Genomic DNA, 26,411 nt, shown 5'->3' with positions numbered 1-26,411 from the left:
TCATTTCCCTCTGGGTGGCATGATCGGCGCTCCATCGCGGGTTTGGGCGAGGACGATGACGCACATGTTGCGCCATTGCCGATGGCTGCCGCAAGCGACGCCAGCATAACGATACTCCGCCAAAAACAGCTGTTTGCGATGCCCGCGATCGGGCACGCCATCATCAATCACCAGTTGCTGGACAGCATTTTGCGCGCTGGTGTAATTGTAAACGATTACCTCGCCGACATATACATTGCCACCGCGGGCCTTGACACGCTGTCCGGGTCCCTTGCCATTGGAATAGTGCCCAGTCTGACCGCTGGCCCCCTGCGCACGCACATGATCGGCGGCGGCGCGGGCCAATAAGTCGCTGGGCATCAAGGTATTAACCGCGCGCCTGCGGCGTAACTCGCGCGCTGCTTCGGAAACCGCACGCGGACCTTCATGGGTTGTGAAGTCGGGGCCATCTCCCTCTCCCAAAAGGATATTGCCATCGAAGCGCCCTCTCAAATCATCCAGTTCAAGCGCAAAGGCGCTTGGATTGCTGCGAAGGAAGTTGACCTCTTCGAGGATGTCTGCCTCGACGCCGCTTCGACCAGATGAAGGCGCTGCCAAGATACCAAGCATAGAAATTAGGAGGATTTTCGATTTGAATCCTGCTGTCATCTTGCAACCCGAATGAATTATTTGTGGTTGCCGACCTAGCAACACTTGCCTGAACAGCAGGCTACAAACAGTTGAACCATGGCAAGGCTGGCCTTTCGCCCCCACTCCCGCTAAGGCGCGCGCAATTCATTCCCAACGAGGATATTATGGGTTTCAAATGCGGTATTGTCGGGCTGCCCAATGTGGGCAAGTCCACCCTGTTCAACGCGCTGACCGAGACGCAGGCGGCGCAGGCGGCGAATTATCCCTTTTGCACGATCGAGCCCAATGTCGGCGCAGTCGCCGTGCCCGATCCGCGGCTGCATGTGATCGCGAAGATTGGCGGCAGCCAGAAGATTATCGAGACGCAGTTGAGCTTTGTCGACATTGCGGGCCTCGTGCGCGGTGCCTCCAAGGGTGAAGGGCTGGGCAACCAGTTCCTCGCCAATATCCGTGAGGTTGACGCCATCGTCCATGTGCTGCGTTGTTTCGAAAATGACGACATCCAGCATGTCGACAATAAGATTGATCCGATTTCGGACGCCGAAACGGTCGAGACCGAACTCATGCTTTCCGACCTCGAATCCCTCGAAAAGCGCGTGCCCGCCTTCCAGAAAAAGGCCACCGGCGGCGACAAGGAAGCGAAGGTTGCGGCCGCCGTGCTGGGTCGCGCGCTCGACCTGTTGCGCGATGGCAAGCCCGCGCGCTTGCTGACGCCCAACGATCCCGAAGAAGCGCGCATATTCCAACAAGCCCAATTGCTGACTTCAAAGCCTGTTCTCTATGTCTGCAACGTCGAGGAAGCCTCGGCTGCAAATGGCAACGCGCTTTCGGCCAAGGTGTTTGAAAAGGCGAAGGCTGAAGGTGCCGAGGCGGTTGTCGTTTCCGCCGCGATCGAAGCCGAGATATCGACCATGCCAGCCGAAGACCGCGAAGTCTTCCTTGCCGATCTGGGGCTGGAAGAAACCGGGCTAGCCCGCGTGATTCGTGCGGGATATGAACTGCTGCACCTCATCACCTTCTTCACCGTTGGCCCCAAGGAAGCGCGCGCCTGGACGGTGTTCAAAGGTGCCAAAGCCCCGCAGGCAGCCGGCGTGATCCACAGCGATTTCGAGAAGGGCTTCATTCGCGCCGAAACCATGGCCTATGACGATTATGTCCAGTTCAATGGCGAGGTCGGGGCCAAGGAAGCGGGCAAGTGGCGTTCGGAAGGCAAGGAATATGAAGTGAAAGACGGCGACATCATGCTGTTCCGCTTCAACGTTTGATTTCGCTCAAGGACAGTCTGGTAAAATAGCCGCAGCAATCAGAGCATGAGCGAATCCGACCCCCAATCCAAACCACAACTCCCGTTTGACCGCATAGGCGGGCGCGAACCCATCGCGCGCATGGTAAACCGCTTTTACGACCTGATGGAGAGCGAGCCCGATTTCGCCGAGCTGCGCGCGATGCACGCGCCGGACCTTGCCCCGATGCGCGAATCGCTAACCGATTTCCTGATGGCCTGGATGGGTGGGCCGCGCGACTGGTTCGAAAAGCGGCCCGGTGCCTGCATCATGTCCGCCCACCGCGCGCTGGAGGGCATGAACTTCGCTGTAGCAACACAGTGGGTGCTGGCAATGCAGCAGGCGGCGAAGGAAACGATTCCCGGCGATCCGGATTTCGTGGATTCGATGGTCTCCGCCTTTGCCAGCATGTCGAAGGGCATGGCGGCCAATGCCGGGAAGAATGATACCCACTAGGACGAAAAAGCCTCGATGATCGGGCATGGCCCGTCATCGCCATGCGCACAGATCTGTGCAAGGCTGGACAAAGACTTCTGCGCCCTTTGCAACCGGGCGATTTCGTCGTCCAGCGCAGCTATGCGCGCCCGTGCCATTTCACGCACCCGTCGGCGATCTCTTCCTTTATCGAGCGCCAGCAGTTCAGCGATTTCGGAAAGCGTGAAACCTGCCTGTTGCGCGGTGCGAATGAAGCGCAACTGCCGCACATCCGAGTCGCCATAATGCCGGATACCTTTGCTCCGGCGCAAATCAGCAGGAACTTCGAGCAGTTTTTTGCGCTGGTAAAAGCGTATGGTTTCAACACCTACGCCACCCGCCTTGCCCAATTGCGAAATCGTCAACATTGATCGCTTGACTCCGTACTATAGTACGGATGCTAGATAGGTTCGGCACGACGATAATGAAAGGAACAATGTCATGCCCTCTCCAGAAAAAACGGCGGTGCTTTACCGCATGGTCTTGCCCGACCATATTTGCCCTTATGGGTTGAAAGCGCAGTATCTGTTGCGCAGCAAGGGCTATCAGGTCGATGATCGACTGCTCACCTCACGCGGCGAAGTCGATGCTTTCAAGGAGCAGCATGGCGTCGCGACCACGCCGCAAATCTTCATCGACAACGAACGCATCGGCGGCCATGACGATTTGCGCCGCCATCTTGGGCTGGCAGTAGCCGATCCCAACAAGCTGACCTACCGGCCGGTTATCGCAGTTTTCGCAATGGCGGCGACACTGGCAATCTCGTTCGGGCTTGGCAGCGACCACGGGCTATTGTTCGTCCCGACGCTTGAGCGCTTCATTGCCATCAGCATGGCGATCCTGGCGCTGCTCAAGCTGCAGGATGTAGAGCACTTTGCGACGATGTTCCTCAATTACGACCTGCTGGCACGAAAATGGGTGCCCTATGGCCGCATCTATCCGTTCGCCGAAGGATTGGCAGGCGTGTTGATGGCGGGGCACCTGCTTCCCTGGCTTTCAATACCAATCGCGCTGTTCATTGGCTCCATCGGGACGGTTTCGGTATTCAAGGCGGTCTATATTGAGCAGCGCGAACTGAAATGCGCCTGCGTAGGCGGAAACAGCAATGTACCGCTGGGCTTTGTCTCGCTCACCGAAAATGTGATGATGGTGGCAATGGCACTGTGGATGGGCATGCGCGAAGCGCCGCTCTGGACCGCGACGCTCTTTGGGACTATCTGACGCCCATGCTCCGCAACCTGATTGCCTTGCTTTTCCTGATTGCGCTCGCTTTGCCCGCCGTGGCGATGCCTGCGCTTGCGGATGATAGTGCGATGGCGATGGCGGAAGACTGTCATGGCATGCCGATGGAGCGTGACGATAAAGCACCGGCAGGCGAGCAAGCCATGCATCATGGCTGTATCGGCTGCGTCGCGTCCTATGCGCCAGCAATATTGGCAATGCGGGCAGCGGTGCTGGTTACTCCGCCATTGCCCGGGCTGACGGCGGCATTGTCCGGCTTTGCCCCGAAACCGCATGACCCGCCTCCGCGAAATGGAATGTGACCTCTTCACATTTCAACCAATTTTCACGGGACACTTAAAATGAAGATGTATTTTTCCGGCGCGAGCGCGCTGGCGCTCATTATGTCTGCGCAATCGGCACAGGCGCAAGAACATGATCATTCGCAAATGGATCATTCGCAGCACCAGACCGCAGCAACTGAAGCGCAAAACCATGAAGGCCATGAAATGGCTTCGGACGCCCCGGCCGAGGGCTCGGGAACCTCTCGCCTTCCCGCTGCCGAGGGTGGTGGACATTCTGGCCTGCACATCGATGCCGGCGACGACTGGATGATCATGACCCATGGCTATGCCTGGGGTGTTTACACCGACCAGAGCGGCCCGCGCGGCGATGACAAGGCCTATATCCAGTCGATGGCGATGCTCAATGCCGAGAAGGCAACCGGCTGGGGTAAAGTGCAGCTGAAATCGATGTTCAGCCTTGAACCGTTGATGAAAAATCGGGGTTATCCGAACCTGTTTGCCTCTGGCGAGACCGCCGGTGGTGAGGCATTGGTTGACCGGCAGCATCCGCACGACCTGTTCATGGAACTGGCAGCCCGCGTCGACATCAACGTTGGAGCGGATGGCAGAGTCTTCCTCTATGGCGGCCCGGTCGGCGAGCCAGCACTCGGCCCGAGTGCCTTCATGCACCGTGGTTCGGCCCGCTACAATCCGGAAGCGCCGATCACGCACCATTGGTTTGACAGCGGACATATCACTTATGGCGTCGCAACCGCAGGCTTTGCCTCACGCCAGTTCCAGATCGAGGGGTCAATCTTTACCGGTCAAGAGCCCGACGAGGATCGCTGGGATATCGAAAAGCCCCGCTTCGACAGCTGGTCGGTGCGCGCGACTTGGAACCCGACGCCAAACTGGGCAGTGCAGGCGTCAACCGGACGGTTGAAGGAGCCGGAATCGCTGCATCCCGGTGAAGACGAGCAGCGCACCACCGCTTCGGTCCATTACGCAAATGGCAAGGGCCTCTCCGCGATGCTCGCTTTCAGCGCCAAAGACCGCAAGCCAGGTGAAACGCTGACTGCATGGATTGCAGAGGCGAATTGGGACGTTGACGATCATCACACGATTTTCGGTCGCTTCGAAAATGTGAAGAATGATGAATTGTTCCCGGAGCACACCGATCCGCTGCACGACATGCCGTTCCGCGTGAGCAAGTTCCAGGCGGGCTATGCCTATCGCTTGCCGCTGGGCGAGCAGTTCAACCTTGCGCTGGGTGGCACGGTTTCGGCCTTTGCCAAGCCCGATGCGCTAGACGCGGCTTATGGCAAGAACCCGATTGGCTATACGCTGTTCGCCAGACTGTCGCTGGGGCTGTGACTGTCTCCCCTCCCGCTTGCGGGAGGGGCTGGGGGAGGGCCTGAAAGAGACAAGGCTAGCTTCGCACACACCCTCCCCTAACCCTTCCCGTAAACGGGAGGGGAAACTAGGCCTCCGCAGCCAAATTCCGGTAGATCGCGACCGAGAGGGAAACCATCAAAGTCGCGATCACCGCACCCAAGGCGGCATCTACGCCGGTTTCGACAAAGGGCACGCCCTGCGCCCCAGCAAGCAAACGGCAGGCGAGGCCGACGACCATTCCGATTATCATCGCGGTCAGGCTCGCCACCAACGCGACCACAAGCGTCAGGAAAAAGATCGACCAGCCATTGCCGCGTGTCAGATCCCAGGCGCGCGTGATGGTGCCGGAAAAGCCGCGTTCGGTCTCAGCGACCGCCACTGCGCCCAAAGGCGTCAAACGGCCGGCAAGATACATGCCCGGCAGGATCAGTGCCAAGAACCCGGCGAGCGTAGCCACGCCGCCGGCAAGCTGGACAACGAAGTAAAAGGGCAAAAGCGCTAAAGCCTTGCCCAGCGCCGAACCGATGGTCGCCAGTTCTTTGCGTGTCAGCAGTACGTAGATGGCCACCGCGCCAAAAAAGCTGAGCAGCCCGGTGGGCAGCAAGGTCAGCCAATTTTCGGCATAATAGACCTGAAACGCGGCGAGTATTTCTGCAGGAGTCGAGGCATCGACCAGATCGGGTTGCCCTGCAAACAGGCGCGACACCCAATCCGGCACGAACAGGAACAGCCCCGAAATCGCCCCTACGCCTTCGCGATGGGCGTTGAGTTGCGCCTGTGTGTCTTTCCAGACGCTGGAATAATCGAGTTTACGGTTCATGGGGCCTCCAGTTTGTATTCGGGAGTTAGAGGCAAGCCACAGGGCTGGCAAGAAATTCACAATCTCCAAATCTTCGTCATTCCCGCGCAGGCGGGAATCCATCACCGGCCGCTTAAATTTATGCATCAGGTGATGGGCCCCCGCCTTCGCGGGGGTGACGAAAGGGATTAAATAATTACTTAGCTTGCTCTAAGGCCGCAAAATGAAAGCCATAGGCGATATAGACTGGCACGTTTCGGAAGGGCATGTGCCCTATCCCGAAGCGCTCGCCCGGATGGAGGCGCGGCAGGCGGCCATCCATGAAGGCAGCGAGCGCGAGCTGATTTGGCTGCTCGAACATCCGCCGCTCTACACCGGAGGCACAAGCGCCGATCCGGCCGAGCTGTTGAGCCAGCAATTCCCGGTTTACGATACCGGGCGCGGCGGGCGCTATACCTATCACGGGCCGGGGCAACGCGTTGGCTATGTGATGCTCGACCTCGCCAAACGCTGCAAGGATGTACGCTGCTACGTCCATTCGATCGAAGGCTGGGTGATAAATGCGCTAGCCCGTTTTGATGTTGAGGCGCGGCGTGCCGAAGGGCGCATTGGCATCTGGTGCGATACAAGATCGGGGCAAGAGGCAAAAATCGGCGCAATCGGCGTGCGTGTCCGCCGCTGGGTGACTGCGCATGGCTTTGCCGTCAACGTCGCGCCCGACCTGTCCCATTTCGGCGGCATCGTACCGTGCGGTATCGCCGAATATCCGGTCACCAGCCTGGCCGATCTTGGCATCACTGCCAGCCTCGCCGATTTCGATGCGGCGCTGGAGGCGACTTTGCCGGAATTCCTGAACGCGCTTGCAAAAACCGGTGGCTCTTGCGAGGCTGTTGCGCAACAATAATCAATACCGTAGCCCTGAGCCTGTCGAAGGGCGCTTAGCCACTGGGCGTACTTCGACAGGCTCAGCACTACGGTGAAATTTCGACTTGAGAGGAACATATGCGTCGCGCCCTGATCTTATTGGCATTCGCCCTTCCCGCGCTTTCGGCCTGTGGCGGCAATGATGCCGACAGCAAGGTTACCGAAACCCGTATGGACGATATCGACAGCGTCGAAGGCACGATCAGCGACGAGATGATCCCGACCGACGAGGTGACCGAAATGGCACCGGTTGAGGCGAGTGCTGCGCCAGCAACAGTAACGCCGAAGGCTGATGAAAAGGCCGCTGCTGACAAGCCAGCTGTACCGCCGACCACCGAACCGGCACCCAAGGCAGGCGAGTAACCGCGACCATGGCATCCCTACTCGCTGAACCCTTGACGCTGCCCTGTGGCGCGACACTTCCCAACCGTATCTCCAAGGCCGCGATGACCGAAGGGCTTGCCGATATCTATGGCCGCGCGACCGGCGAACTTGACCGGCTCTATCTGGCTTGGAGCGAGGGTGGCTCGGGGATGCTGCTGTCGGGCAATATCCATATCGATGCCGACCATCTTGAGCGGCCCGGCAATGTCATTATCGACCGCGAGCCTGATGATGATGCCAAGCGCGCATTATCGCACTGGGCCGCGGCGGCAACGCGCAACGGCAACCATTTCTGGGCGCAAATCAGCCATGCCGGTCGCCAGACGCAAAAGGCAGTCAACCCGCATCCCAAGGCTCCATCTGCCGTCAAGCTCGGCCTGCCCGGTGGGCAATTCGGCCAGCCAGTCGCGCTGACCGAGGAGGAGATTCTCAACATCATCGCCCGCTTCGGCACGGCGGCGCGTGTGTGCAAGGAAACGGGCTTTACCGGGGTGCAGATCCACGCCGCGCATGGCTATCTGATTTCGCAATTTTTGAGCCCGCGCGCCAATCTGCGCGACGATCGCTGGGGCGGCAGCCTTGAGAACCGCGCACGCATATTGCTTTTCACGGTCAACACCATGCGCACTTTGGTTGGGCCCAGTTTCCCGATTTCGGTCAAGCTCAACAGCGCCGATTTCCAGAAGGGCGGCTTTGCCTTTGAAGACAGTTTGCAGGTCGCCAAATGGTTGCAGGATGCGGGTGTCGACCTGATCGAGATTTCGGGCGGCACTTATGAACAGCCCAAGCTGCTCGGCATGGAAGGGATGGAAGAACCCGAAGAGCAGAATGTTGCTACCTCTACCTTGCAACGCGAAGCCTATTTCGTCGATTTCGCCAAGGCGATGCGGAGCGAGGTCAAAGTGCCGTTGATGGTCACCGGCGGCTTCCGCACCCGCTCCGCAATGGAGCAGGCGCTGAAACAGGGGGCTGCCGATGTCATCGGCATCGGACGCCCGATGTGCTATTTCCCGGACGCAGCCAAAAGGTTGCTCGGCGGGATGGAGATGCTACCGCGCAAGGAGAATGAGCTGGCGCTGTTTCCACCGTCGCTGCAGTGGCTCAAGCGCTGGAAGGCGATGCGGGCAATCGACAGTTTTGCCTGCCAATATTGGTTTTACAGCCAGCTTTACGCGCTAGGCAAAACCGGACGCCCTGCCCCTGACATGACTGTGTTCCAGGCGATGCGCGAAGTCGAGAGCACGCATAAGCGCTGGTTGAAGGACAGGCGGGCGGCTCTAAAATAGGCGCTATCGTCTCTGTTTATTTGCAATTGCTCCCTGCACCAGCAATCAAATCCACACAGCGGCCGTCGATTTCATCCTTGGGCACATCCAGCCCGATCAGGCTGGCCAGCGTCGGCATGATATCGACGGTCTCAATGCCATTGGGCTGCTCGTACGGCGCGACGCCCTTCCACCAGAACAGGATCGGTACGCGGCGGTCATAGCCCCAGGGTGAACCATGCGTGGCGACATAGCCGAAACTGGTATTGGGGATCGGCGTCACATAGCGTTTCAGCGCGACATAAAAATCGCCCGAACGCGACGGATCGAAATTGGCCCGCACGCGCTGGATAAGGCTCCAATCCTCGGGCGGGCCAGAGGGTGATGGGGTGGCGGCAATTTCATCCTTGGTGATGACGGCCTCTACCTGCGGATGGGTGCGATAATGCTTGAGCGCAGCATCCAAAACTGCGGACCGCTTGGCCGACGGGATTTTGGTCGAAAGATACATGTCGCCGAAGGGAGCGTCGCCCATGATGGCAGGCTCGGGCAGGTCAAACGCTTTGGCCAGCACCGGCCCGACGCCCTGCGGCATCAGCTTGATGTCTGCGCGTTCGGCGGCGGGCAGGCCCTGAATGCTGTTCCGTTCAGGCAGGTCATGGCCGCCATGGTCAGCCGTGAGCATTGCCACATAAGGCACCTTGCTCTTGTCGAGTACGGTGAACATCCGGCCCAGTGTCGCGTCGAGCGAAGCAATCTGGGCGCAGGTTTCTGCGCCTGATGTGCCGAAAGTGTGGCCAATATAGTCAGTCGCCGAAAGGCTGATGGCCAGCACATCGGTCGCAGGGCCCTTACCGAGCCCCCGCTCCCCAAAAGCAGCCAATGCAAGATCCATCGTCAGTGCGTCAAATTCGCCCGAGGCGCGGAAGGCACGGGCGTCACCCGCCTTACGTTGTTGCAGCGTACCAACCGTTGCATCACCGCCGATACCAACTGCGCGCGAATGGGTGGTGCACATGGCAGGTAGTTTGACCTTGGCGGGCTTGTCTATCGCGGCGCGTGCCCGCGCGTTTATCATGCTGGTGGCGCGCGGATCACCGCCATTGGCCCCGGTCAGATTGCGAAACTGCTTGCCGTCCCACCACATCGTCAGAGACGTATTGTGTCCGCCCATCATCACCGCGCCGCGATCCTTGCCCGATATGGCAACAACCCTCGACGCAGGGTTCACCGCTCGCATCCGGTCACCCAAAGTGGGGACCTTCAGCAATTTGGGCGAGACGGTGTAATTGGAACTGTTGCTGCCCTCTACCGAAGTGTCTTCGGAGCAATAGACGCCATAGTCGGTTTTACCGTCCTTGCCAGCGCGGCCGGTCGACGGATCGAACCAGCTGTTGGCAATGATGCCTGTACGTGCCGGGCGGCTACCAGTCAGGATCGTCGAATGGCCAGGGCAGGTTTCGGTGGCTGCATGGCTTTGATAGCCGTTGGGAAAGGCGATACCGCCCGCCAGCCGCTTGAGGCCGCCGGTAAAATCCTCGCGATACTCGTTGAACAGATCGGTCGAGAATTGGTCAACCGAGATCGCCACAATCAGCTTGGGCTCCGGGGCTTTTGGCGCGCCATCCTCGGCGAAGGCCGAAGTCGAAACAAGCGCGGTCGCGCCCAGCAATAATGCAGTGAACCTGTTCATCTGTTTCATCCTGAAATCTGTTTAAACGCCAACTTCTGCGCGCAGCGCCTTGCGGTCGAGCTTGCCGATCATAGTCTTCGGTAAAGCATCGCGCACGACCACGCCCAGCACCCGTTCATGCTTGCCCAATTGCGGATTGAGCCATTTGGTCAACTCCTCGTCAGACACCGACTGTCCATCGTTCAATGTGACAAAAGCCTTAGGTCGCTCACCCGAATACGTATCGGGTACGCCGATCACCAAAGCTTCTTTGACCGCCGGATGCTTGTAGAGAATATCTTCGATCTGGCTTGGGAAAACCTTGAAACCACCAACCGCAATCATGTCTTTCAAACGGTCGACGATGAAGATGAAACCGTCTTCATCGATGGTCGCCACATCGCCGGTTCGTAACCAGCCGTCGACGAAGACTTCTGCCGTCGCCACCGGCTTGTTCCAGTAACCGGCCATGATTTGCGGCCCCTTGGCGAGCAATTCGCCCGGCTCGCCAACAGGAGCTGGCTTGCTGGGATCTTCCTTGTCAGCCAAACGCACGTCGGTTCCGGGAATGGGCTGCCCGATGCTGCCAACCTTGTTCGTCCCTTCATAGGGGTTACACGAAATCACCCCCGAGCTCTCGGTGAGGCCATAGCCCTCTATCACCGCGGCATGCGATACGCCCTCAAAGCGAGCCTTGAGTTCGGCTGCCAAAGGTGCGCCGCCCGAAATGCAGGCGCGTAGTGAACTGAAATCCGTGTTGGGCAGTTCGGCATTGTCGAGCAGCGCCTGATACATGGTTGGCACGCCGGGCATCGATGTCACCTTGGTCCGGTTGACTGCCTTCAACGCCGCGGCCGCCTCGAAACGGGGAAGCATGACAATCTCGCCGCCATTGTCGATCGTGCGGTTGAGCACAGTGGCATTGGCGAAAACGTGGAAGAAGGGCAGCACACCCAATATGCGGTCCTCCGCAGGGCTATCGGGCCGGTTGGCGCGACTGTGCGGATCAATGCAGTTGATCTGCCGCGCATTGGCACTGATATTCTGATGTGTAAGCATGGCACCCTTTGGCGTGCCTGTCGTGCCGCCGGTATATTGCAACTGCGCGACATCGGTTTCGGGATTGCAGGGCACAGGTGCATATTGCCCGTCATTCGCCATGAAGCGCGCATAATGGGTTATCCGGCCATCGTCGGGCACCTCGGCAATCTCGCCGCGCTTGAACAGCTTGTACGCCAGCCCCTTCATTTTCGGCAAAGCCTCGGCCACGCTTCCGACGATCAACTGTTTGAGGCTCGATTGGTTGAGCACTTTAATAGCGGTCGGCAGCAATGCTGCGGCAGACACCGTCACCAAAATCGAAGTACCGCTGTCGGCCACCTGATGCGACAATTCGTCGACGGTGTAGAGCGGCGAGAAATTGACCACAGTCGCCCCGGCGGCAAGTGCACCGTAATACGCCGCGATGTAATGCGGAACATTGGGCAGAAACAGGCCGATATGATCGCCCTTCCCGATCCCCTGCAATTGCAATCCGCGGGCAAAGCGGCGCACCTGCTCGGCCATTTCGGCATAGCTGAATTTGCGACCCATGAAGTCGGCAATTGCGGCATTGCCACGCCGCTCTGCCGAGTTGAAAAACATATCGTGCACCGACAATGGTGCAAAAACCTGCTCCCATTTTGAAGGGTGCAGGTAATTATTGGCCCAGGGCGTCGCGTTCATAACTCTCCTCTAAACGGCGCTATACCAGCCAACCCCGTCGATTGTCTCTACCTTAGCGCGACCGGTTGCGACCAGATGCACCAGATGTGCATGCGATTCCCCGGTGGCGAGGCCGAAAACGCTCTCGTCAATCGGCCGATCAAATAGAAGTGCGAAAGTATCTACCGCGCGCATCGGTTTTTCACGCAACGCAACCTCAAGCTTGTCGAGACGATCGTGATGCCCTTCAGCGAGCTTGTCGAGGCGCACATGCACACCGCGGAAGGGAGACCCATGCGCCGGAAGCACCAGCATGTCGCCCGGCAACTTTCGGCGGAATTTGGCAATTGAATCGAGCCATTCGCCGAGCGGATCGGCATCGGGTTCGCTATCCATGATCGAAACATTGCTGGTGATGCGCGGCAGGATCTGGTCACCGGCAATAATTACGCCATTATGATGGTCGATAAGGCAGGTATGCTCTGGCGTATGACCACCTCCGGTCATCGCCTCCCACACACGGCCGCCGATGCGGACATGCTGGCCATCTTCGAGTCGACGGTGGCCAGTCGGCAATTGCGAAACGGCACGGGCAAAACCACCAAAGCCGCGTTTGCGCATATCCTCGACCTGGGCTTCATTATATCCCTGATACCGCCGACGATCGAGAATCTCCTTGGGCGGCTCATCGCGCTGGTCGGCGGTCAGCATGCGCGCCATCAACCATTCGGTGCGATTCATCCACAGCTGGACCTTGCAGCGATTGGCAAGCCAGCCTGCGCAGCCGACATGGTCGGGGTGGAAGTGCGTCACAAAAATGCGCGTCATCCGCCGGTCACCCAACGTGCCTTCAAGCAGCTTCTTCCACTCTTCGATCACCACCGGCATGAACAGGCCGGTATCGGCAATGGCAAAGCCCTCGCCCTGCTCGTCAAGGTCGTCGAGCAGCCAGATGTTGATATGGTTGAGGTTGCCTGGCACCGGCATCCGCGTCCAGCCCATGTCCGGCGCCAGCGGATAGATTTCGCCATAGCCGGGCACATGCTCGCCCAGCGGATAGGTCAGCCCTTTGATTTCGATCGGTTCAAAGCCATGGTCGGCAAGCGACATGTCATAGGCGGGCAGGGTTTCAGCAGTCATGACCGACTGCCTGCCCCATACGTCACCACAGCGCAATGGTGACGTTAGGGAAGGTCGGCGAGATTACTCGCCCGATTTCTTGAACAGCGTTTCCGCAGTGAGTTCGGCAGGCGCTTCTTCTTCGCCATGCAGCGCTTCTTCGGCAGCGCGCTTGGCTTCGTCGCGTTCGTTGCGCAGCTGTGTCAGCAAGGCTTCCTTGTCGCCAGCGAAACGGCTGTCATCTGCAGCCTTGTCTTCAAGGCCGGCCTTTTTGGCCGCACGCGCAACAATCGCGTCCAGCTCGCGCTGCGAGCACAGCCCGAGCGTCACCGGGTCCTTCGGCTGGATCTCGCTGATATTCCAATGGCTGCGCTCACGGATCGCCTGGATCGTGTTGCGCGTGGTACCGATGATCTTGCAAATCGCACCGTCGGAAATTTCAGGGTGGTTGCGCAGCAGCCAAGCGATGCCATCCGGCTTATCCTGACGCTTCGATACCGGCGTATAGCGCGGGCCCTTGGTACGGCGCACCTGTTCCGGTCCCTTGCTGATTTTCAGGGAATAGTCGCTATCTGCCTGTCCCTTTTCGATTTCTTCCATCGAAAGTTCACCCGCACGGACGGGATCGCGGCCGGTATATTTGGTACCCGTCATGTCATCAGCCATCGCCTGCACTTCCAAAATGTGCAGGCCGCAGAATTCGGCAATCTGGTGAAATGCGAGCGCTGTATTGTCGACCAGCCATGCTGCGGTCGCGTGCGGCATCAGGGGAACAAGTCCGTTCTGGGCCATGTCTGATTCTCCAATAAATAGGGCCGCCCCTTACCGGAGCGGCCTGAATATGGCGCCCGCTTAGGCCAAAGCCGCCCTTACGGCAAGCATCATTCGTCGGAAAACTCTGCATAGCTATGCAGGAAAGGCTTGACTGCATTAATTGCGCACTTAACACTGCGCATTGCCAAAGGTTTGAGGAGACCTTCGAAGACGTAATTTGATTTCACTACATCACTATCTCGTAGCAATTAATGGAGGGAGAGGACCATGCGTAAGCTACATCTAGTCAGTGCGACTGCGCTTGCCATTTCGATGGCAATGCCAGCCTTTGCACAAACTGCGCCGCAAGCCGATGATGAAGGCACCGGCTTCGGGGACGAAATCGTTGTCACGGCACAGCGACAGGCACAAAGCCTGCAAGACGTTCCAATTGCCGTATCGGCATTTACAACCGAAGCGCTGGAGCGACAGCAGATCGACAATCCGCAAGAATTGCAACTTGCACTGCCGAGCACGTCGATCACATACGGCAACTTCTCGGGCACCAACATCACCATTCGCGGCATCGGTTCGCCGGTGGTTGCAGCGTCTGGAGACGCAGGTGTCGCCATCCACTTCAACGATATGCCGTTGATCGGCAGTCGCATCTTCGATTCCGAATTTTATGATCTGGAACGCCTCGAAGTATTACGCGGCCCTCAAGGGACTCTATTTGGACGCAACGCGACAGCGGGCGTTTTCAACATCATCACCGCCAAGCCGGATCTGAACGCATTTGCGGCCGCTGGCGAAGCCTCCTACGGAAAATATAACACGATACAGGCCAAGGGCATGGTCAATGTGCCGATCGGCGATATCGCCGGTGTCAGGCTGGCTGGCATGTACCTGAAACGCGACGGGTATACGAAGAATTTCAACACCGGAAATGACATTGACGGCCGAGATTATTATTCCGTTCGCGGTTCCTTCAAGCTGGAACCCAGCGATTCAACGAAATTCACCGTAACGGCCCAGTATTTTAAGGAAGACAGCAACCGCTCACGTGGTCAGAAACAGCTTTGCGCTACGGATGTCACTGCCATTCTCGGTTGTCGCCCCGACCAGGAAGCCTTTCAGGTCATCAATGGCGACTCTACGGCTGTCGGGACATTGGGAAGCCGTGAGTTCCTGACGATCGCAGGATTTGGTCCCTTGGCGGCTTTCGGACTGGGAAGTGTTTACGGAGACGATGGACACTCCTACGATACGGCGATCAACCCGACCAATGTTCGGCGAGTCGCAGTTGACTTCGAGCCCTTCTGGAAATCCGACCAGTTGACGATCAGTGCAGAACTGGAGCAGAGCTTCGGAGACCTGACGGCCACATTGACCGGTGGCTATTCTGAGAACGAATATTCATCCAGCCTTGACTATAACCTGACAACGACGCGCAGCCTCGCCAATAATCCTGGCCTAGTTGCATTGCGGGCCGCCGGTGCTGGCGGAAACCCCATTGCGCAAGCAATATTGAGGTCAGGTGCATTCCGAGGAAACCAGCTTTGCGCTTCAGCGTTTGACCCGTTGCATGCAGGCTCGATCGGCGGACGAGTGCAATCGTGCGCAGATAATACGACCGAGTTCGATTATTCCGGGGGCAAGAACAAACAATGGTCGATTGAAGGACGTCTGGCATCTGATTTTGATGGTCCCTTCAACTTCCTGTTGGGCGGTCTGTATCTTGAGAGCACAGGGCGAAATATTGATTATGCGGTCTTGGCCTCTGGCTTCGACTACATGTCAACGTTCCTCGGTGTCGTCACAGCGCTGGGTGCCGGCCTTCCATCGCTAGATTACGCTATGGCACCGCCATTCTATCACAGCGATACGGACAAAGCCCATTTGAAAACCTACGGTCTGTTCGGTGAGGTCTATTTTGACTTGGCTGACAATTTGAAGGTGACGGGTGGCCTGAGATACTCGAATGACAAAAAATACATTCGGGCTCGCCAGCCTTTCCTAAACGTACTCGTCCCTTATGGAACGACCGACGTTAATTCGATACTGGCAAACTTCGACGGAGACAGTTCGAAACCAGGACAACAGGAATTTGCCATACAATCTGGCACGTTCGACGAAATAACGGGACGCGTTGTTGTTGACTGGAAACCTGATGTCTCCTTCACGGACGACACACTGGTTTATGCAAGTTACACGCGGGGTTATAAGCCCGGTGGATTTAATCCGCCTTACGATCCAAACTTGTTCCCGCCCATTCCGTTGACATTCGACGGAGAGCTTATCGATGCTTTCGAAATCGGGACCAAAAACAGCTTCATTGGCGGTCATCTGCAGCTCAATGCAACCGGTTTCTATTACAAATATAATGGCTTTCAAGTCAGCCGGATCATCAACCGCACATCGTTCAATGACAATACGAACGCAACGATCTACGGGGTCGAACTGGAAGCAATCGTTAGACCGGTAAGGGAATTCACGGTCAATGCCAGCCTTTCCTATCTCAAAACCGAAATCGCCGACTTTAATACAGTAGACACGCGAAATCCTTCCAATGGACGTAGCGATGTGGTGATCATCAAGGATCTGCAAAGCGCTGCTAACTGCGTCGTTGCTCCCGCTGTCGCTGGAAGTGTTCCCATTGCCAACACGCTGGCGCTTGTAAACGGGTTCAATGCTGTTGCCGGAGGCGGCCTGATCAGGCCTGCAGTCCAGGTACCCGGAACAAACTCCTTTGGTGCCTTCTCACTTTGCGGCGCATTGGGCAGCTTCATTCACGCCAATACTCCCGCAGGTACCTACCTGTTTGACGCGGGCGCGGGCGGTGGCTTCTTCCTGCCTGGCGGTGTGGAACGCAACCTGAAAGGTAATGAACTAGCCAACTCGCCAAACTTTAAATTCTCTGTTGGCGCTCAGTATGACATTAAAACCAACAGTGGCTGGACCATTACGCCGCGTGCAGACCTGTACTTCACGGGTAATGCATGGGGCAGCAATTTTAATACAGTCCGCGATCGTATTAAGTCATATGAAATTGTCAGCACACAGCTGACTGTCTCTGGACCAGAAGACAAGTTTTATGCGCGGGCATTTGTATCGAACTTGTTCAACTCGCAGGCGATCACAGGCAAGTATATTACAGACCCGTCATCGGGCCTGTTCACAAATATCTACACGCTGGATCCGCGCACCTACGGCGTTGCGGTAGGTTTCCGGTTCTGACCTGAGCCGGTAGCGCAAACATCAAACCCCGGAGGAAACTCCGGGGTTTTTTGTTGGGTTACGCGAGCAAGATAATCTTGCCGACAAAATTGCCGCTTTCCATCAGGCGGTGGGCTGCGGCGGCTTCCACCAGCGGAAAGGACCGCGCCATTTCGGGGCGAAGGCGCCCTTCGACGACATCGGGCCAAACATTTTCGTAAATCTCCTGCGCCAGCAGCCCCTTGAATTCATTGGACCGCGGACGCAGCGTTGATCCGGTCAAGGTCAGCCGGCGGCCCATCACCTGCGCCATGTTGATTTCAGCAACCAGCCCGCCCTGCACGGCAATCGTCACATGCCGCCCATCCTCGCGCAAACATTTGAGGTTGCGCGGAACATAGCTTCCGGCGACCATATCGAGCACCAGATGCACGCCCTTGCCGCTGGTAATCTTGCCGACCTCCTCGACAAAATCGCTCGCCTTGTAGTCTATGGCATGGTCCGCGCCGATGGCCAAAGCAGCTGCGCATTTTTCCGCCGAACCGCAAGTTACAATAACCTCCAGCCCGAACAGCTTGCCGAGTTTGATCGCCATTGTACCAATGCCACTGGTGCCGCCATGCACCAGTATCGTTTCGCCTTCAGAGGCGTAGCCGCGTTCGAAGACATTGTGCCACACCGTCATCAGTGTTTCGGGAATGGCAGCGGCCTCCTCCATCGACAGGCTGGGCGGAACCGGCCAGCAAACATCGGCACGAGCGACGCAATATTCGGCATAGCCGCCGCCAGCGACGAGAGCGCAGACTCTCTGCCCCATATGCTCGGTTTCAACCCCGGGTCCTATCGCCTCGACAGTTCCTGAAATTTCAAGCCCCGGCAGGTCGCTGGCACCGGGCGGTGCCGGATAAAGCCCCATGCGCTGCACCACATCGGGCTGATTCACGCCAGCGGCCGCAACCTTTACCAGCACTTCACCCGCGCCCGGAACGGGAACTGGCCGTTGGCAAGGGAGCAGCATTTCGGGCCCGCCCGGTGTCGAGATTTCGATTGCAGCCATCATATCGGGCAGAGCCACGGCCATTCCCCCTTGCCGGTCGCTGGAAAACGGCGGCATATTGACAGCGACGAAGGTCCAGTCAACACTCGCGCCATGGATATCGATGAGAATTTACCGCTCCGTGGCACCGAGCCCCTCAAGCAATTGCTGCGCGAAGACCTGGACCCCTTGTCAATCGACGAGCTCAAGGAGCGTATCGAGCAGCTGAAAAGCGAAATCGCCCGCTGCGAGTCCAAAATAAATGCGGCATCAAGCCATCGCAGTGCCGCCGATGCGCTGTTTCGCAAGGGTTGAGCTGGCCCGTTAAGCGTTTATCCGCAACATTTCGGCAACCATTTTCGGGAAAATTCGAAAAGCACCGCAAGCGCGGTTGAAATGCGCCGTTAAAAGGGCGACATTGTATCAGCGGGGTAACCGGCGGTCGGTGGCTTCGCCACGGAGTGTATCTGAATGCCCAGTTTTGCCGAATCGCTTGAAGCCACGCTGCACAACGCGTTGAAAAACGCTGCGGAGCGTGCGCATGAATATGCAACGCTGGAGCATTTGTTGCTGGCGCTGATCGACGACCCCGACGCATCCAAGGTGATGCAAGCGTGCGGAGTTGACTTGGGCGAGCTGAGCGACACCGTGATCCAGTATCTCGACAATGAGCTCGAAAGCCTGAAGGTCGGCGGCAATGTCGACCCCTCCCCCACAAGCGGATTTCAGCGCGTCGTGCAGCGCGCAATCCTGCATGTGCAAAGCTCGGGCAAGGATGTCGTTACCGGTGCCAATGTGCTGGTTGCGCTGTTCTCCGAGCGCGAAAGCTATGCCGTCTATTTCCTGCAACAGCAGGATATGAGCCGCCTCGACGCCGTCAGCTATATCAGCCACGGTATCGGCAAGGATGGCAAACTGATCGAGCAACGCCCGGTCGAAGGCAGCGAGGAACGCAAGGAAGAGGCGGCGCCCGATGCAAAAGACAAGAAGGGCGGCAAGGAAACCGCACTTGAGCAGTTCACCGTCAACCTCAACGAGAAGGCCAAACAGGGCCGCATCGATCCGCTGATCGGGCGCAGCGAAGAGGTGGATCGCACGGTGCAGATTCTTTGCCGCCGTTCAAAGAACAACCCGCTTTATGTGGGTGAACCCGGCGTCGGTAAAACAGCGATCGCCGAGGGTCTCGCCCGCCGCATCGTCGAGAAGCAGGTGCCCGAAGTGCTGCTGCCTGCGGTCATCTATTCGCTCGATATGGGCGCGCTGCTCGCAGGTACTCGCTATCGCGGCGACTTCGAAGAGAGATTGAAAGCGGTTGTTTCGGAACTCGAAAAGCTACCCGACGCAATCCTGTTCATCGACGAAATCCATACCGTGATCGGCGCTGGCGCAACCAGTGGCGGGGCGATGGATGCGTCTAACCTTCTAAAGCCTGCTCTATCGGGCGGTACCATTCGTTGTATTGGTTCAACGACTTACAAGGAATTCCGCAACCATTTCGAAAAGGACCGCGCGCTGCTGCGTCGCTTCCAGAAGATCGACGTCAACGAGCCAACCATCGACGATACCATCAAGATTCTCGCCGGACTGCGCAGCGCGTTTGAGGATCACCACAAGGTGAAATATACGCCTGATGCTTTGAAGGCGGCGGTTGAGCTGTCTGCACGCTACATCAACGACCGCAAGCTGCCCGACAAGGCGATCGATGTGATCGACGAGGTTGGCGCGATGCAGATGCTGGTGCCGCCGTCAAAACGCCGCAAGCTGATTACCCCCAAGGAAATCGAGGCTGTGATCGCCACCATTGCGCGCATCCCGCCGAAAAATGTTTCGACCGATGATCGTGCTGCGCTTGGCAATCTGGAAGCTGATCTGAAGCGCGTTGTTTTCGGGCAGGATAAAGCCATCGAAGTGCTGTCCTCGGCCATCAAGCTGAGCCGCGCTGGCCTGCGCGATCCGGACAAGCCGATTGGCAACTATCTGTTCAGCGGCCCGACCGGAGTCGGCAAGACCGAAGTGGCACGTCAGTTGGCAAGCATCATGGGCATTCCGCTGAAGCGTTTCGACATGTCAGAATATATGGAGCGGCACTCGGTCAGCCGCCTCATCGGTGCGCCTCCGGGTTATGTCGGTTTCGATCAGGGTGGTTTGCTGACCGATGCCGTCGACCAGAACCCGCATTGCGTGCTGCTGCTCGACGAAATCGAAAAGGCGCATCCGGATCTGTTCAACATCCTGTTGCAGGTGATGGATAATGGCCGCCTGACCGACCATCACGGCAAGACGGTCGATTTCCGCAATGTCATCCTGATCATGACGACCAATGCCGGGGCCAGCGACATGGCCAAGGAAGGCATCGGTTTCGGTACCAATATCAGCAAGGAAGATGCAGGCGAGGAAGCGGTCAAGGCAATGTTCGCCCCCGAGTTCCGCAACCGCCTCGATGCGACAGTGCCCTTCGGTTATCTGCCGCCAGAGGTTGTCGCGATGGTGGTCGACAAGTTCATCCTGCAGCTCGAGCTCCAGCTTGCGGACCAGAATGTCCATATCAAGCTCGACGACGAGGCGCGCGCATGGCTCACCGAGCGTGGCTATGACAAGCTCTACGGTGCCCGCCCGATGGGCCGTGTGATTCAGGAAAAGATCAAGCAACCGCTCGCCGATGAACTGCTGTTCGGCAAGCTGGTCAATGGCGGCGAAGTGGCGGTCCATATCAAAGACAATCAGCCGGTGTTTGAAGTAACGCCCGCTGCACCCAAGGCCGGGAAACCGAAGAAGCCGAAGAAAAAGGTCAAGACCGACTGAGAGTGGCGTCGCCCCTGCGCAGGCAGGGGCCGTTATCCGCTTTTCAAAAGCTGTAGAAAAAACCTCCCGCGGCCCCGGCCAACGCCGGGGCGACGATACCCCTAAAGCCGCCCTATCCCCCCGCCAACATATCCTGATTTGGCCTTTGCCGCGCCAAGGCGCATCTTGGCAGCATGGAAAAAGGCACAGTCTATCTGGTCGGCGCAGGCCCGGGTGACCCCGATTTGCTCACGGTAAAGGCCGCGCGGCTGATCGCTGCGGCGGATGTCGTGGTGCATGACGGCTTGGTCGATGATGCAATCCTCGCGCTGACTCGCGCCGATGCACGGCTGATTTCGGTCGCCAAGCAACGCAGCCGCCATTCGGTGCCGCAGCAAGACATCAACGCCATACTCGTGCGTGAGGCGCTCGCTGGATACACTGTGGTGCGCCTGAAGGGCGGCGATCCCTTTATCTTCGGGCGTGGCGGTGAAGAGGTTGATGCTTGCCGTGAAGCGGGCGTTCCGGTCGAAGTCATCCCCGGCATTTCGGCGGCTGTTGCTGGTGGAGCGGAAGCCTTGCTCCCCCTTACCCACCGCGATGCATCCAGCGCCGTCACCTTCGTTGCCGGCCAGTGCAAAGGACTGACCGACCAGAATTGGGCCGGTCTCGCTGGCAAGGGCCGCACGCTCGTTATCTATATGGGCGTCGCGACTGCCGACGACATATCCGAGAAATTGATTGCCGACGGGCTTTCCCCCGACACGCCCGTCGCCGTGCTGGAGCGTGTGGGCCGTAAAGACGGCCGCGCGCTCCGCACGATCCTGACCGACCTTGGCGGTATGATCACACGCGAAGCCGTGCGCTCCCCCGCCATCATCATTGTGGGCGATGTGGTGCTGATGTCCAATGCCGAAGATCGGCTGGCTGCCCTTGCCCGTGAAGCGGAGTATCTTGCGTGAAATTGTTGACCGGAAATGATCTAGCCTCGGGCGCGGTGACCTGGTGGACCGGCAATGGTTGGTCGATCCATGTCGAGGATGCCGTCGATGTGGGCGAAAGCGGCGATGCCATATTGCATGCTGAAGAAGGCGCGCGTCGTGTAAATGCGCCTTACATCATCGAGGCAATCCCAACCCCCGAAGGCCCGCGCCCTGCGCATATCAAGGATCGCGTGCGCGCACTCGGCCCCACTGTGCGCCCTGACCTTACCTTGAAACCTGCCGACCCTGCTGCCGGCGATTGGGTGATTTGAAATGTATAAATATGACAATTACGACCAAGCGATCGTCGATGCACGCGTCGAGGAGTTCCGCGACCAGGTGAAGCGCCGCCTCGCTGGCGAAATTACAGAGGACCAGTTCAAGCCGCTGCGCCTGATGAACGGCCTCTATCTGCAGCTGCATGCCTATATGCTGCGCGTTGCCATTCCTTACGGCACACTCGACAGCCGCCAGATGCGGATGCTCGCCCACATCGCCCGCAAATATGACCGCGATTACGGCCATTTCACCACGCGCCAGAATATCCAGTATAACTGGATCAAGCTGGAAGAATGCGCAGATCTGCTGGCTGAACTGGCGACGGTCGAGATGCACGCCATCCAGACCAGCGGTAATTGCATCCGCAATATCAGTTCGGACCAATATGCCGGCGCAGCCGCGGACGAAGTCGCCGATCCTCGCCCCTGGGCCGAGTTGATGCGCCAGTGGAGCACCTTCCATCCCGAGTTCAGCTATCTGCCGCGTAAGTTCAAGATTGCTGTCATTGCAGCCGATGAAGATCGAGCCGCGATGCGCCTGCACGATATCGGCATCCAGTTGGTCAATCGCGATGGCAAGCTGGGCGCGGCATTCTATGTCGGCGGTGGCATGGGCCGTACCCCGATGATCGCTCCGCTCATCAAGGACTATGTCCCGATCGAGGATTTCCTCAGCTATGCCGAGGCCTGCCTGCGCGTCTACAACCGCTATGGCCGCCGCGACAATATCTACAAGGCGCGTATCAAGATTCTCGTCCACGAAATCGGTGCCGACGAATATCGCCGCCAGGTCGAAGAAGAGTTCGCGCATGTGAAGACGCTGGGCATTGATCCTCCCGCTGCAGAGCTTGAGCGCATTTCGGCCTATTTCGCACCGCCAGCGTTCGAAGCTGGCCTCAGCGACGATATCGACCGCAGCGATCCCGATTTCGCGGTCTGGCTCGACCAGAATGTGAAGCCGCACAAACAAGCGGGCTATGCCATCGTCAATATCAGCCTGAAACCGATTGGCGGCATCCCGGGCGACGCATCGTCTCCCCAGATCGATGTGATGGCTGACCTTGCCGAGAAATACAGCTTTGATGAACTGCGCGTCACCCATGCGCAGAACATCGTGCTGCCGCATGTCGCCAAGCGCGATCTCTACGCGGTGTGGCAGGCGCTCAACGCAGCCGAGCTGGCCAATGCCAATCTGGACCTGATCAGCGATATCATCGCCTGCCCCGGCCTCGATTATTGCAGCCTTGCCAATGCCCGTTCGATTCCAATCGCGCAGAAAATCGCGACCCGCTTTGCCGACCCAGCACGCCAGCGCGATCTGGGCGAGTTAAAGCTCAAGATTTCGGGCTGCATCAACGCCTGCGGGCATCACCATGCAGGGCATATCGGCATATTGGGCGTCGACCGCAAAGGTGTTGAAAATTACCAGCTCACCCTCGGCGGCTCGGGCGCGGAAGATGTCAGCATCGGCAAGATCACCGGCCCCGGTTTCGACGAAGACGGCATTGTCGACGCAGTCGAACGCGCGACCAATAAGTACAAAGAGCTGCGTGAACCCGGTGAACGCTTCGTCGACACCTATCGCCGCGTAGGCATGGAACCGTTCAAGGAGGCGATTTATGGTTGAGCATCATACAGCAGAGGGTGAAGAACCTTCGGTCACGCTCGACGCCTTTCTCGACCAGTCCAACGCCACGGCAGTGCGGTTGGAACCCGATGATGACGCGCGCGCGCTGATCCCGCATCTTGACCGGCTGGCGCTGATCGAAATCGCCTTCCCCAAATATCGCGACGGGCGTGGCTATTCCTCCGCCCGCATCCTGCGCGAGGCAGGCTATACCGGCGAATTGCGTGCACAGGGTGACGTGCTGGTAGACCAGATTGCGTTCATGAAGCGCTGCGGCTTTGACAGCTTCTCGCCCGAAGCGCCGCTGAATCAAGCCGATGTTGAAGCGGCTTTGTCGCGTTACGATCACGTCTATCAGGGTGCCGCCGATGCGGCGGTGCCGGTGTGGAAACTGCGTCATGGCTGAACAGAAACTCCGCACGCCCGACCGAATCAACGCTGCACCTCGCTATAGCGAGACCGACGCAATCCGCCTGAACCACATGTTCCGCGGGCGCGATACGGTCGAGATGCTGGAAGTTCTGCTGAAAGAGAATATGCTGGGTGATGTTGCCATCGTCTCCAGTTTCGGGGCCGAAAGCGCGATTTTGCTTCACCTCATCGCCGGCGTTGATCCAACGGTGCCCGTGCTGTTCCTCGATACCGGAAAGCATTTCCCCGAAACGATCACCTATAAGGAAGAGCTGCGCCAGCAGCTTGGCCTCAAGGACCTGCGTGATCTGAAACCCGACGCGGACTTGCTGCGTCAAAAGGATGGCAACGGCCTGCGCTGGTCCTACGATCCAGATGGCTGCTGCGAGATCCGAAAGGTTCTGCCGCTCAAGCAGGCATTGGCGGGTTTCGATGCGCAGTTCACCGGGCGCAAGGCGTTCCAGTCCTCTACCCGCAGCGCACTGCCCCGCTTTGAGGTCGAGGAGGGCCGGTTGAAGGTCAATCCGCTCGCGGACTGGAGCAAGGAACGGCTCGACACCTATATGGCGGAGCACAATCTGCCCGCGCACCCGCTGGTCGAACTGGGCTATCCGTCAATCGGCTGCTCCCCCTGCACCAGCAAGGTCGCACCGGGCGAAGACCCGCGCTCCGGTCGCTGGAAGGGCTGGGACAAAACTGAATGTGGAATCCACACAACCGTCACGCCGATTGGCGAGGATGACAACGGCGCCAACGACCCGGTATTCTGAATTTTGGCGTCGCCCCAGCGAAAGCTGGGGCCGCTAGAAGTTTATACTTTACGCGCGGATTAAACGTCCAACGGTCCCTGCTTTCGCAGGGACGATGCCATATTTTCATTCAGATTTCGCGGTCGCCGATCCGGATATCGTCGACGCGGCCATTGTCGACCGTGCAAGTGAAGCCATCGTTTCCGATTTCGCCCATGACGCGCCAGCCATTGCCTTCACGCGTTACCGAACCGATTTCATCAACCCGACCATTGGAGGTGCGTTCGGCGGCTTCGGTGCAGGCGGTCACCGCGCTGCCGACATCGTCTCCACCATTATAGCTGGGTGCCGGTGTCGGATCATAGTCACGATAGCGCGGCTCATCCTCATTGCGGGGTTCGCTGCGGCGGTTCTTGTTTCCCGCATCCGCGACGGCAGCGATGGCTGCGATCAGGCCGATGCCCAATATGACATCGCCTGCATCAACATCGAGCCGACGGTTGCGCCAGCGGCGACGGTGGTAATCCGACGCGTCATCAAAAGGCGATGCTTCTTGACGTTGGGCCGCCACTTCACGGCTGCCATAGGCGGCCATAGCAGGTAGCGGCGTTGTGGCGACCATCGCGGTCAATCCGGCAGCCAGGGCTGCCTTTCCAAATTTGTTCATTCAAACCTCCTGATATAGGAGGGGATACACCCCTGTATGCTGTGAATATGGGCGGCCCAGCCTGACAGCAGGCTGAACCACCCGAAGAATTTACATATGGCTATGCATCACGGCTCAACGCCAGCGATCGAGCCCGCGATAGTCGACATCGACCACCCGTCCACGTTCGATATAGCAGGTGAAGCGGCCCTTATCGTAACCACGACTATAGCCCTGATCATAACGGTTGTCGTAGCGGTTATCGTAACGGTCACGCCCGCGCCAGCCATCCTTCACAACAATGTTGCCAGAGATGCGATAGCCATTGCGCGTGCGATCAATGTCATGGATCTTGGTTACATCGGTACGGCTGTAGCGATTGCCCCAATTCTCGACGGCGTTGACGCACTGGCTGACCGCCGCGCGGCTGCCACCATAGCGATTGTTATAGCCATAGCCGCCATTGTAGCGATCGCCATAACGATTGTCGTTGTAGCGACCGTCATTGTAACGCCGATCGTCATTATCGCTGGCGATCACCGCTGCAAGGCCGCCAAGGATCACTGCGCCAGCAATCACTTCGCCAGCGCTGATGCCATCATTGTCCCGATGGCGGTCACGGGCCTGGGCAGGGGCGGCAACGCTGACCAGGGCCGCAGCTGCGGCCCCGGCGCTGAGCAGGTTCTTGGTCAAAATCTTCATCGAACTTCTCCTTTATGGCGGTGGGATGATTCCCGCCGTCAAAAGGAGGATTAGGCGATTCGAAATGATGCGTTG

26 protein-coding genes are annotated in these 26,411 nt (G+C 58.2%); 16 read left to right on the top strand and 10 right to left on the bottom strand.

The genetic code is table 11. From position 1 onward, the window contains the following. Positions 1 to 609: a CAP domain-containing protein gene (locus PKC81_RS07160; RefSeq protein WP_324334524.1), complete on the bottom strand. Its 609-nt coding sequence runs from the start codon at positions 607 to 609 to the stop codon at positions 1 to 3. Positions 610 to 794: 185 nt separating this feature from the next. Here PKC81_RS07160 and ychF point away from each other — a divergent pair, with 185 nt between their 5' ends. Continuing rightward, positions 795 to 1,895, top strand: a complete 1,101-nt coding sequence (gene ychF, locus PKC81_RS07155) for a redox-regulated ATPase YchF (protein ID WP_324334522.1) — start codon at positions 795 to 797, stop codon at positions 1,893 to 1,895. Positions 1,896 to 1,940: 45 nt separating this feature from the next. Then, positions 1,941 to 2,369 carry a group II truncated hemoglobin gene (locus PKC81_RS07150; protein ID WP_324334520.1) on the top strand — a complete coding sequence of 143 codons (429 nt, stop codon included), beginning with the start codon at positions 1,941 to 1,943 and terminating at the stop codon, positions 2,367 to 2,369. Here the strand turns inward: PKC81_RS07150 and PKC81_RS07145 are convergent. Beyond that, positions 2,366 to 2,755, bottom strand: a complete 390-nt coding sequence (locus tag PKC81_RS07145; RefSeq protein WP_324334518.1) for a MerR family DNA-binding protein — start codon at positions 2,753 to 2,755, stop codon at positions 2,366 to 2,368. The genes PKC81_RS07150 and PKC81_RS07145 overlap by 4 nt on opposite strands. Before the next feature lie 73 nt (positions 2,756 to 2,828). On the opposite strand from PKC81_RS07145, the gene PKC81_RS07140 reads away from it, so the two are divergent. From PKC81_RS07140 to PKC81_RS07130, 3 genes are read left to right on the top strand one after another with little or no spacing between them, the layout of a single operon-like run. Next, complete coding sequence (locus tag PKC81_RS07140; protein ID WP_324334516.1) at positions 2,829 to 3,608, top strand: MauE/DoxX family redox-associated membrane protein; 780 nt, start codon at positions 2,829 to 2,831, stop codon at positions 3,606 to 3,608. A 5-nt stretch (positions 3,609 to 3,613) separates the two neighbouring features. Further along, on the top strand, positions 3,614 to 3,931 hold the full coding sequence (locus tag PKC81_RS07135) for a hypothetical protein (protein WP_324334514.1): 318 nt from the start codon (positions 3,614 to 3,616) through the stop codon (positions 3,929 to 3,931). Between the two features lie 39 nt (positions 3,932 to 3,970). Further along, positions 3,971 to 5,266 carry a hypothetical protein gene (locus PKC81_RS07130; protein ID WP_324334512.1) on the top strand — a complete coding sequence of 432 codons (1,296 nt, stop codon included), beginning with the start codon at positions 3,971 to 3,973 and terminating at the stop codon, positions 5,264 to 5,266. Positions 5,267 to 5,372: 106 nt separating this feature from the next. Here the strand turns inward: PKC81_RS07130 and PKC81_RS07125 are convergent, their stop codons facing one another. Continuing rightward, complete coding sequence (locus PKC81_RS07125) at positions 5,373 to 6,107, bottom strand: hypothetical protein (RefSeq protein WP_324334510.1); 735 nt, start codon at positions 6,105 to 6,107, stop codon at positions 5,373 to 5,375. 202 nt (positions 6,108 to 6,309) lie between these two features. Here PKC81_RS07125 and lipB point away from each other — a divergent pair, with 202 nt between their 5' ends. From lipB to PKC81_RS07110, 3 genes are all read left to right on the top strand, one after another. Further along, the gene (gene lipB, locus PKC81_RS07120; RefSeq protein WP_324334508.1) at positions 6,310 to 6,990 is read left to right on the top strand and encodes a lipoyl(octanoyl) transferase LipB; all 681 of its coding nucleotides are present in this window, start codon (positions 6,310 to 6,312) and stop codon (positions 6,988 to 6,990) included. A gap of 119 nt (positions 6,991 to 7,109) precedes the next feature. Continuing rightward, positions 7,110 to 7,373 (top strand): hypothetical protein, encoded by a 264-nt coding sequence (locus tag PKC81_RS07115; protein ID WP_324334506.1) that lies wholly within the window; start codon positions 7,110 to 7,112, stop codon positions 7,371 to 7,373. A gap of 8 nt (positions 7,374 to 7,381) precedes the next feature. Continuing rightward, positions 7,382 to 8,680, top strand: a complete 1,299-nt coding sequence (locus PKC81_RS07110; protein WP_324334504.1) for an NADH:flavin oxidoreductase/NADH oxidase family protein — start codon at positions 7,382 to 7,384, stop codon at positions 8,678 to 8,680. A 16-nt stretch (positions 8,681 to 8,696) separates the two neighbouring features. On the opposite strand, the gene PKC81_RS07105 is transcribed toward PKC81_RS07110, so the two are convergent. The 4 genes from PKC81_RS07105 to PKC81_RS07090 all read right to left on the bottom strand — a co-directional run bounded on the left by PKC81_RS07105 (position 8,697) and on the right by PKC81_RS07090 (position 13,919). After that, positions 8,697 to 10,352, bottom strand: coding sequence for an alkaline phosphatase family protein (locus tag PKC81_RS07105; RefSeq protein ID WP_324334502.1), 1,656 nt, complete (start codon positions 10,350 to 10,352; stop codon positions 8,697 to 8,699). A gap of 21 nt (positions 10,353 to 10,373) precedes the next feature. After that, positions 10,374 to 12,056, bottom strand: a complete 1,683-nt coding sequence (locus tag PKC81_RS07100) for an AMP-binding protein (protein ID WP_324334500.1) — start codon at positions 12,054 to 12,056, stop codon at positions 10,374 to 10,376. A gap of 9 nt (positions 12,057 to 12,065) precedes the next feature. Then, positions 12,066 to 13,175, bottom strand: coding sequence for an MBL fold metallo-hydrolase (locus tag PKC81_RS07095; protein ID WP_324334498.1), 1,110 nt, complete (start codon positions 13,173 to 13,175; stop codon positions 12,066 to 12,068). A gap of 63 nt (positions 13,176 to 13,238) precedes the next feature. Then, positions 13,239 to 13,919, bottom strand: coding sequence for a DUF1013 domain-containing protein (locus PKC81_RS07090; RefSeq protein ID WP_298603954.1), 681 nt, complete (start codon positions 13,917 to 13,919; stop codon positions 13,239 to 13,241). A 276-nt stretch (positions 13,920 to 14,195) separates the two neighbouring features. Here PKC81_RS07090 and PKC81_RS07085 point away from each other — a divergent pair, with 276 nt between their 5' ends. Then, positions 14,196 to 17,144, top strand: coding sequence for a TonB-dependent receptor (locus PKC81_RS07085; protein ID WP_324334496.1), 2,949 nt, complete (start codon positions 14,196 to 14,198; stop codon positions 17,142 to 17,144). Between the two features lie 58 nt (positions 17,145 to 17,202). Here the strand turns inward: PKC81_RS07085 and PKC81_RS07080 are convergent, their stop codons facing one another. Further along, positions 17,203 to 18,204 carry an NAD(P)H-quinone oxidoreductase gene (locus PKC81_RS07080; protein ID WP_324334494.1) on the bottom strand — a complete coding sequence of 334 codons (1,002 nt, stop codon included), beginning with the start codon at positions 18,202 to 18,204 and terminating at the stop codon, positions 17,203 to 17,205. A gap of 69 nt (positions 18,205 to 18,273) precedes the next feature. Between PKC81_RS07080 and PKC81_RS07075 the strand changes: the two genes are divergently transcribed. From PKC81_RS07075 to PKC81_RS07045, 7 genes are all read left to right on the top strand, one after another. Further along, positions 18,274 to 18,474 (top strand): DUF1192 domain-containing protein, encoded by a 201-nt coding sequence (locus tag PKC81_RS07075; protein WP_324334492.1) that lies wholly within the window; start codon positions 18,274 to 18,276, stop codon positions 18,472 to 18,474. A 156-nt stretch (positions 18,475 to 18,630) separates the two neighbouring features. After that, the gene (clpA, locus tag PKC81_RS07070; protein WP_324334490.1) at positions 18,631 to 20,961 is read left to right on the top strand and encodes an ATP-dependent Clp protease ATP-binding subunit ClpA; all 2,331 of its coding nucleotides are present in this window, start codon (positions 18,631 to 18,633) and stop codon (positions 20,959 to 20,961) included. Between the two features lie 173 nt (positions 20,962 to 21,134). Beyond that, positions 21,135 to 21,902: a uroporphyrinogen-III C-methyltransferase gene (cobA, locus tag PKC81_RS07065; protein ID WP_324334488.1), complete on the top strand. Its 768-nt coding sequence runs from the start codon at positions 21,135 to 21,137 to the stop codon at positions 21,900 to 21,902. Next, on the top strand, positions 21,899 to 22,195 hold the full coding sequence (locus PKC81_RS07060; protein WP_324334486.1) for a DUF2849 domain-containing protein: 297 nt from the start codon (positions 21,899 to 21,901) through the stop codon (positions 22,193 to 22,195). Before cobA ends, PKC81_RS07060 begins: the two co-directional genes overlap by 4 nt. 1 nt (position 22,196) lies before the next feature. Continuing rightward, entirely contained in the window at positions 22,197 to 23,828 is a 1,632-nt protein-coding gene (locus tag PKC81_RS07055) for a nitrite/sulfite reductase (protein WP_324334484.1), read from the top strand. Then, on the top strand, positions 23,821 to 24,234 hold the full coding sequence (locus PKC81_RS07050; protein WP_324334482.1) for a DUF934 domain-containing protein: 414 nt from the start codon (positions 23,821 to 23,823) through the stop codon (positions 24,232 to 24,234). Before PKC81_RS07055 ends, PKC81_RS07050 begins: the two co-directional genes overlap by 8 nt. Next, positions 24,227 to 25,009 carry a phosphoadenylyl-sulfate reductase gene (locus PKC81_RS07045; RefSeq protein WP_324334480.1) on the top strand — a complete coding sequence of 261 codons (783 nt, stop codon included), beginning with the start codon at positions 24,227 to 24,229 and terminating at the stop codon, positions 25,007 to 25,009. The genes PKC81_RS07050 and PKC81_RS07045 overlap by 8 nt, the downstream gene beginning before the upstream one ends. Before the next feature lie 109 nt (positions 25,010 to 25,118). Here PKC81_RS07045 and PKC81_RS07040 read toward each other — a convergent pair whose 3' ends face one another. Both PKC81_RS07040 and PKC81_RS07035 read right to left on the bottom strand, forming a co-directional pair. Further along, on the bottom strand, positions 25,119 to 25,655 hold the full coding sequence (locus PKC81_RS07040) for a hypothetical protein (RefSeq protein ID WP_324334478.1): 537 nt from the start codon (positions 25,653 to 25,655) through the stop codon (positions 25,119 to 25,121). A gap of 114 nt (positions 25,656 to 25,769) precedes the next feature. Next, positions 25,770 to 26,336, bottom strand: coding sequence for a hypothetical protein (locus PKC81_RS07035; RefSeq protein WP_324334476.1), 567 nt, complete (start codon positions 26,334 to 26,336; stop codon positions 25,770 to 25,772). Positions 26,337 to 26,411: the final 75 nt, after the last annotated feature.

It is taken from the genome of Sphingorhabdus sp. (assembly GCF_035329025.1).
GTDB lineage: Bacteria > Pseudomonadota > Alphaproteobacteria > Sphingomonadales > Sphingomonadaceae > Sphingorhabdus_B.
This window is presented reverse-complemented; position numbering and strand designations above follow the sequence as displayed.

Coding starts and splice junctions, on each gene's coding strand:
- ychF (WP_324334522.1), top strand. CDS start 795: ATGGGTTTCAAATGCGGTATTGTCGGGCTGCCCAATGTGGGCAAGTCC.
- PKC81_RS07040 (WP_324334478.1), bottom strand. CDS start 25,655: ATGAACAAATTTGGAAAGGCAGCCCTGGCTGCCGGATTGACCGCGATG.
- PKC81_RS07095 (WP_324334498.1), bottom strand. CDS start 13,175: ATGACTGCTGAAACCCTGCCCGCCTATGACATGTCGCTTGCCGACCAT.
- PKC81_RS07150 (WP_324334520.1), top strand. CDS start 1,941: ATGAGCGAATCCGACCCCCAATCCAAACCACAACTCCCGTTTGACCGC.
- PKC81_RS07050 (WP_324334482.1), top strand. CDS start 23,821: ATGGTTGAGCATCATACAGCAGAGGGTGAAGAACCTTCGGTCACGCTC.
- PKC81_RS07035 (WP_324334476.1), bottom strand. CDS start 26,336: ATGAAGATTTTGACCAAGAACCTGCTCAGCGCCGGGGCCGCAGCTGCG.
- PKC81_RS07145 (WP_324334518.1), bottom strand. CDS start 2,755: ATGTTGACGATTTCGCAATTGGGCAAGGCGGGTGGCGTAGGTGTTGAA.
- PKC81_RS07100 (WP_324334500.1), bottom strand. CDS start 12,056: ATGAACGCGACGCCCTGGGCCAATAATTACCTGCACCCTTCAAAATGG.
- PKC81_RS07140 (WP_324334516.1), top strand. CDS start 2,829: ATGCCCTCTCCAGAAAAAACGGCGGTGCTTTACCGCATGGTCTTGCCC.
- PKC81_RS07075 (WP_324334492.1), top strand. CDS start 18,274: ATGGATATCGATGAGAATTTACCGCTCCGTGGCACCGAGCCCCTCAAG.
- PKC81_RS07135 (WP_324334514.1), top strand. CDS start 3,614: ATGCTCCGCAACCTGATTGCCTTGCTTTTCCTGATTGCGCTCGCTTTG.
- clpA (WP_324334490.1), top strand. CDS start 18,631: ATGCCCAGTTTTGCCGAATCGCTTGAAGCCACGCTGCACAACGCGTTG.
- PKC81_RS07085 (WP_324334496.1), top strand. CDS start 14,196: ATGCGTAAGCTACATCTAGTCAGTGCGACTGCGCTTGCCATTTCGATG.
- PKC81_RS07055 (WP_324334484.1), top strand. CDS start 22,197: ATGTATAAATATGACAATTACGACCAAGCGATCGTCGATGCACGCGTC.
- cobA (WP_324334488.1), top strand. CDS start 21,135: ATGGAAAAAGGCACAGTCTATCTGGTCGGCGCAGGCCCGGGTGACCCC.
- PKC81_RS07105 (WP_324334502.1), bottom strand. CDS start 10,352: ATGAACAGGTTCACTGCATTATTGCTGGGCGCGACCGCGCTTGTTTCG.
- PKC81_RS07110 (WP_324334504.1), top strand. CDS start 7,382: ATGGCATCCCTACTCGCTGAACCCTTGACGCTGCCCTGTGGCGCGACA.
- PKC81_RS07045 (WP_324334480.1), top strand. CDS start 24,227: ATGGCTGAACAGAAACTCCGCACGCCCGACCGAATCAACGCTGCACCT.
- PKC81_RS07130 (WP_324334512.1), top strand. CDS start 3,971: ATGAAGATGTATTTTTCCGGCGCGAGCGCGCTGGCGCTCATTATGTCT.
- PKC81_RS07090 (WP_298603954.1), bottom strand. CDS start 13,919: ATGCCGCACGCGACCGCAGCATGGCTGGTCGACAATACAGCGCTCGCA.
- PKC81_RS07125 (WP_324334510.1), bottom strand. CDS start 6,107: ATGAACCGTAAACTCGATTATTCCAGCGTCTGGAAAGACACACAGGCG.
- PKC81_RS07080 (WP_324334494.1), bottom strand. CDS start 18,204: ATGGCCGTGGCTCTGCCCGATATGATGGCTGCAATCGAAATCTCGACA.
- lipB (WP_324334508.1), top strand. CDS start 6,310: ATGAAAGCCATAGGCGATATAGACTGGCACGTTTCGGAAGGGCATGTG.
- PKC81_RS07160 (WP_324334524.1), bottom strand. CDS start 609: ATGCTTGGTATCTTGGCAGCGCCTTCATCTGGTCGAAGCGGCGTCGAG.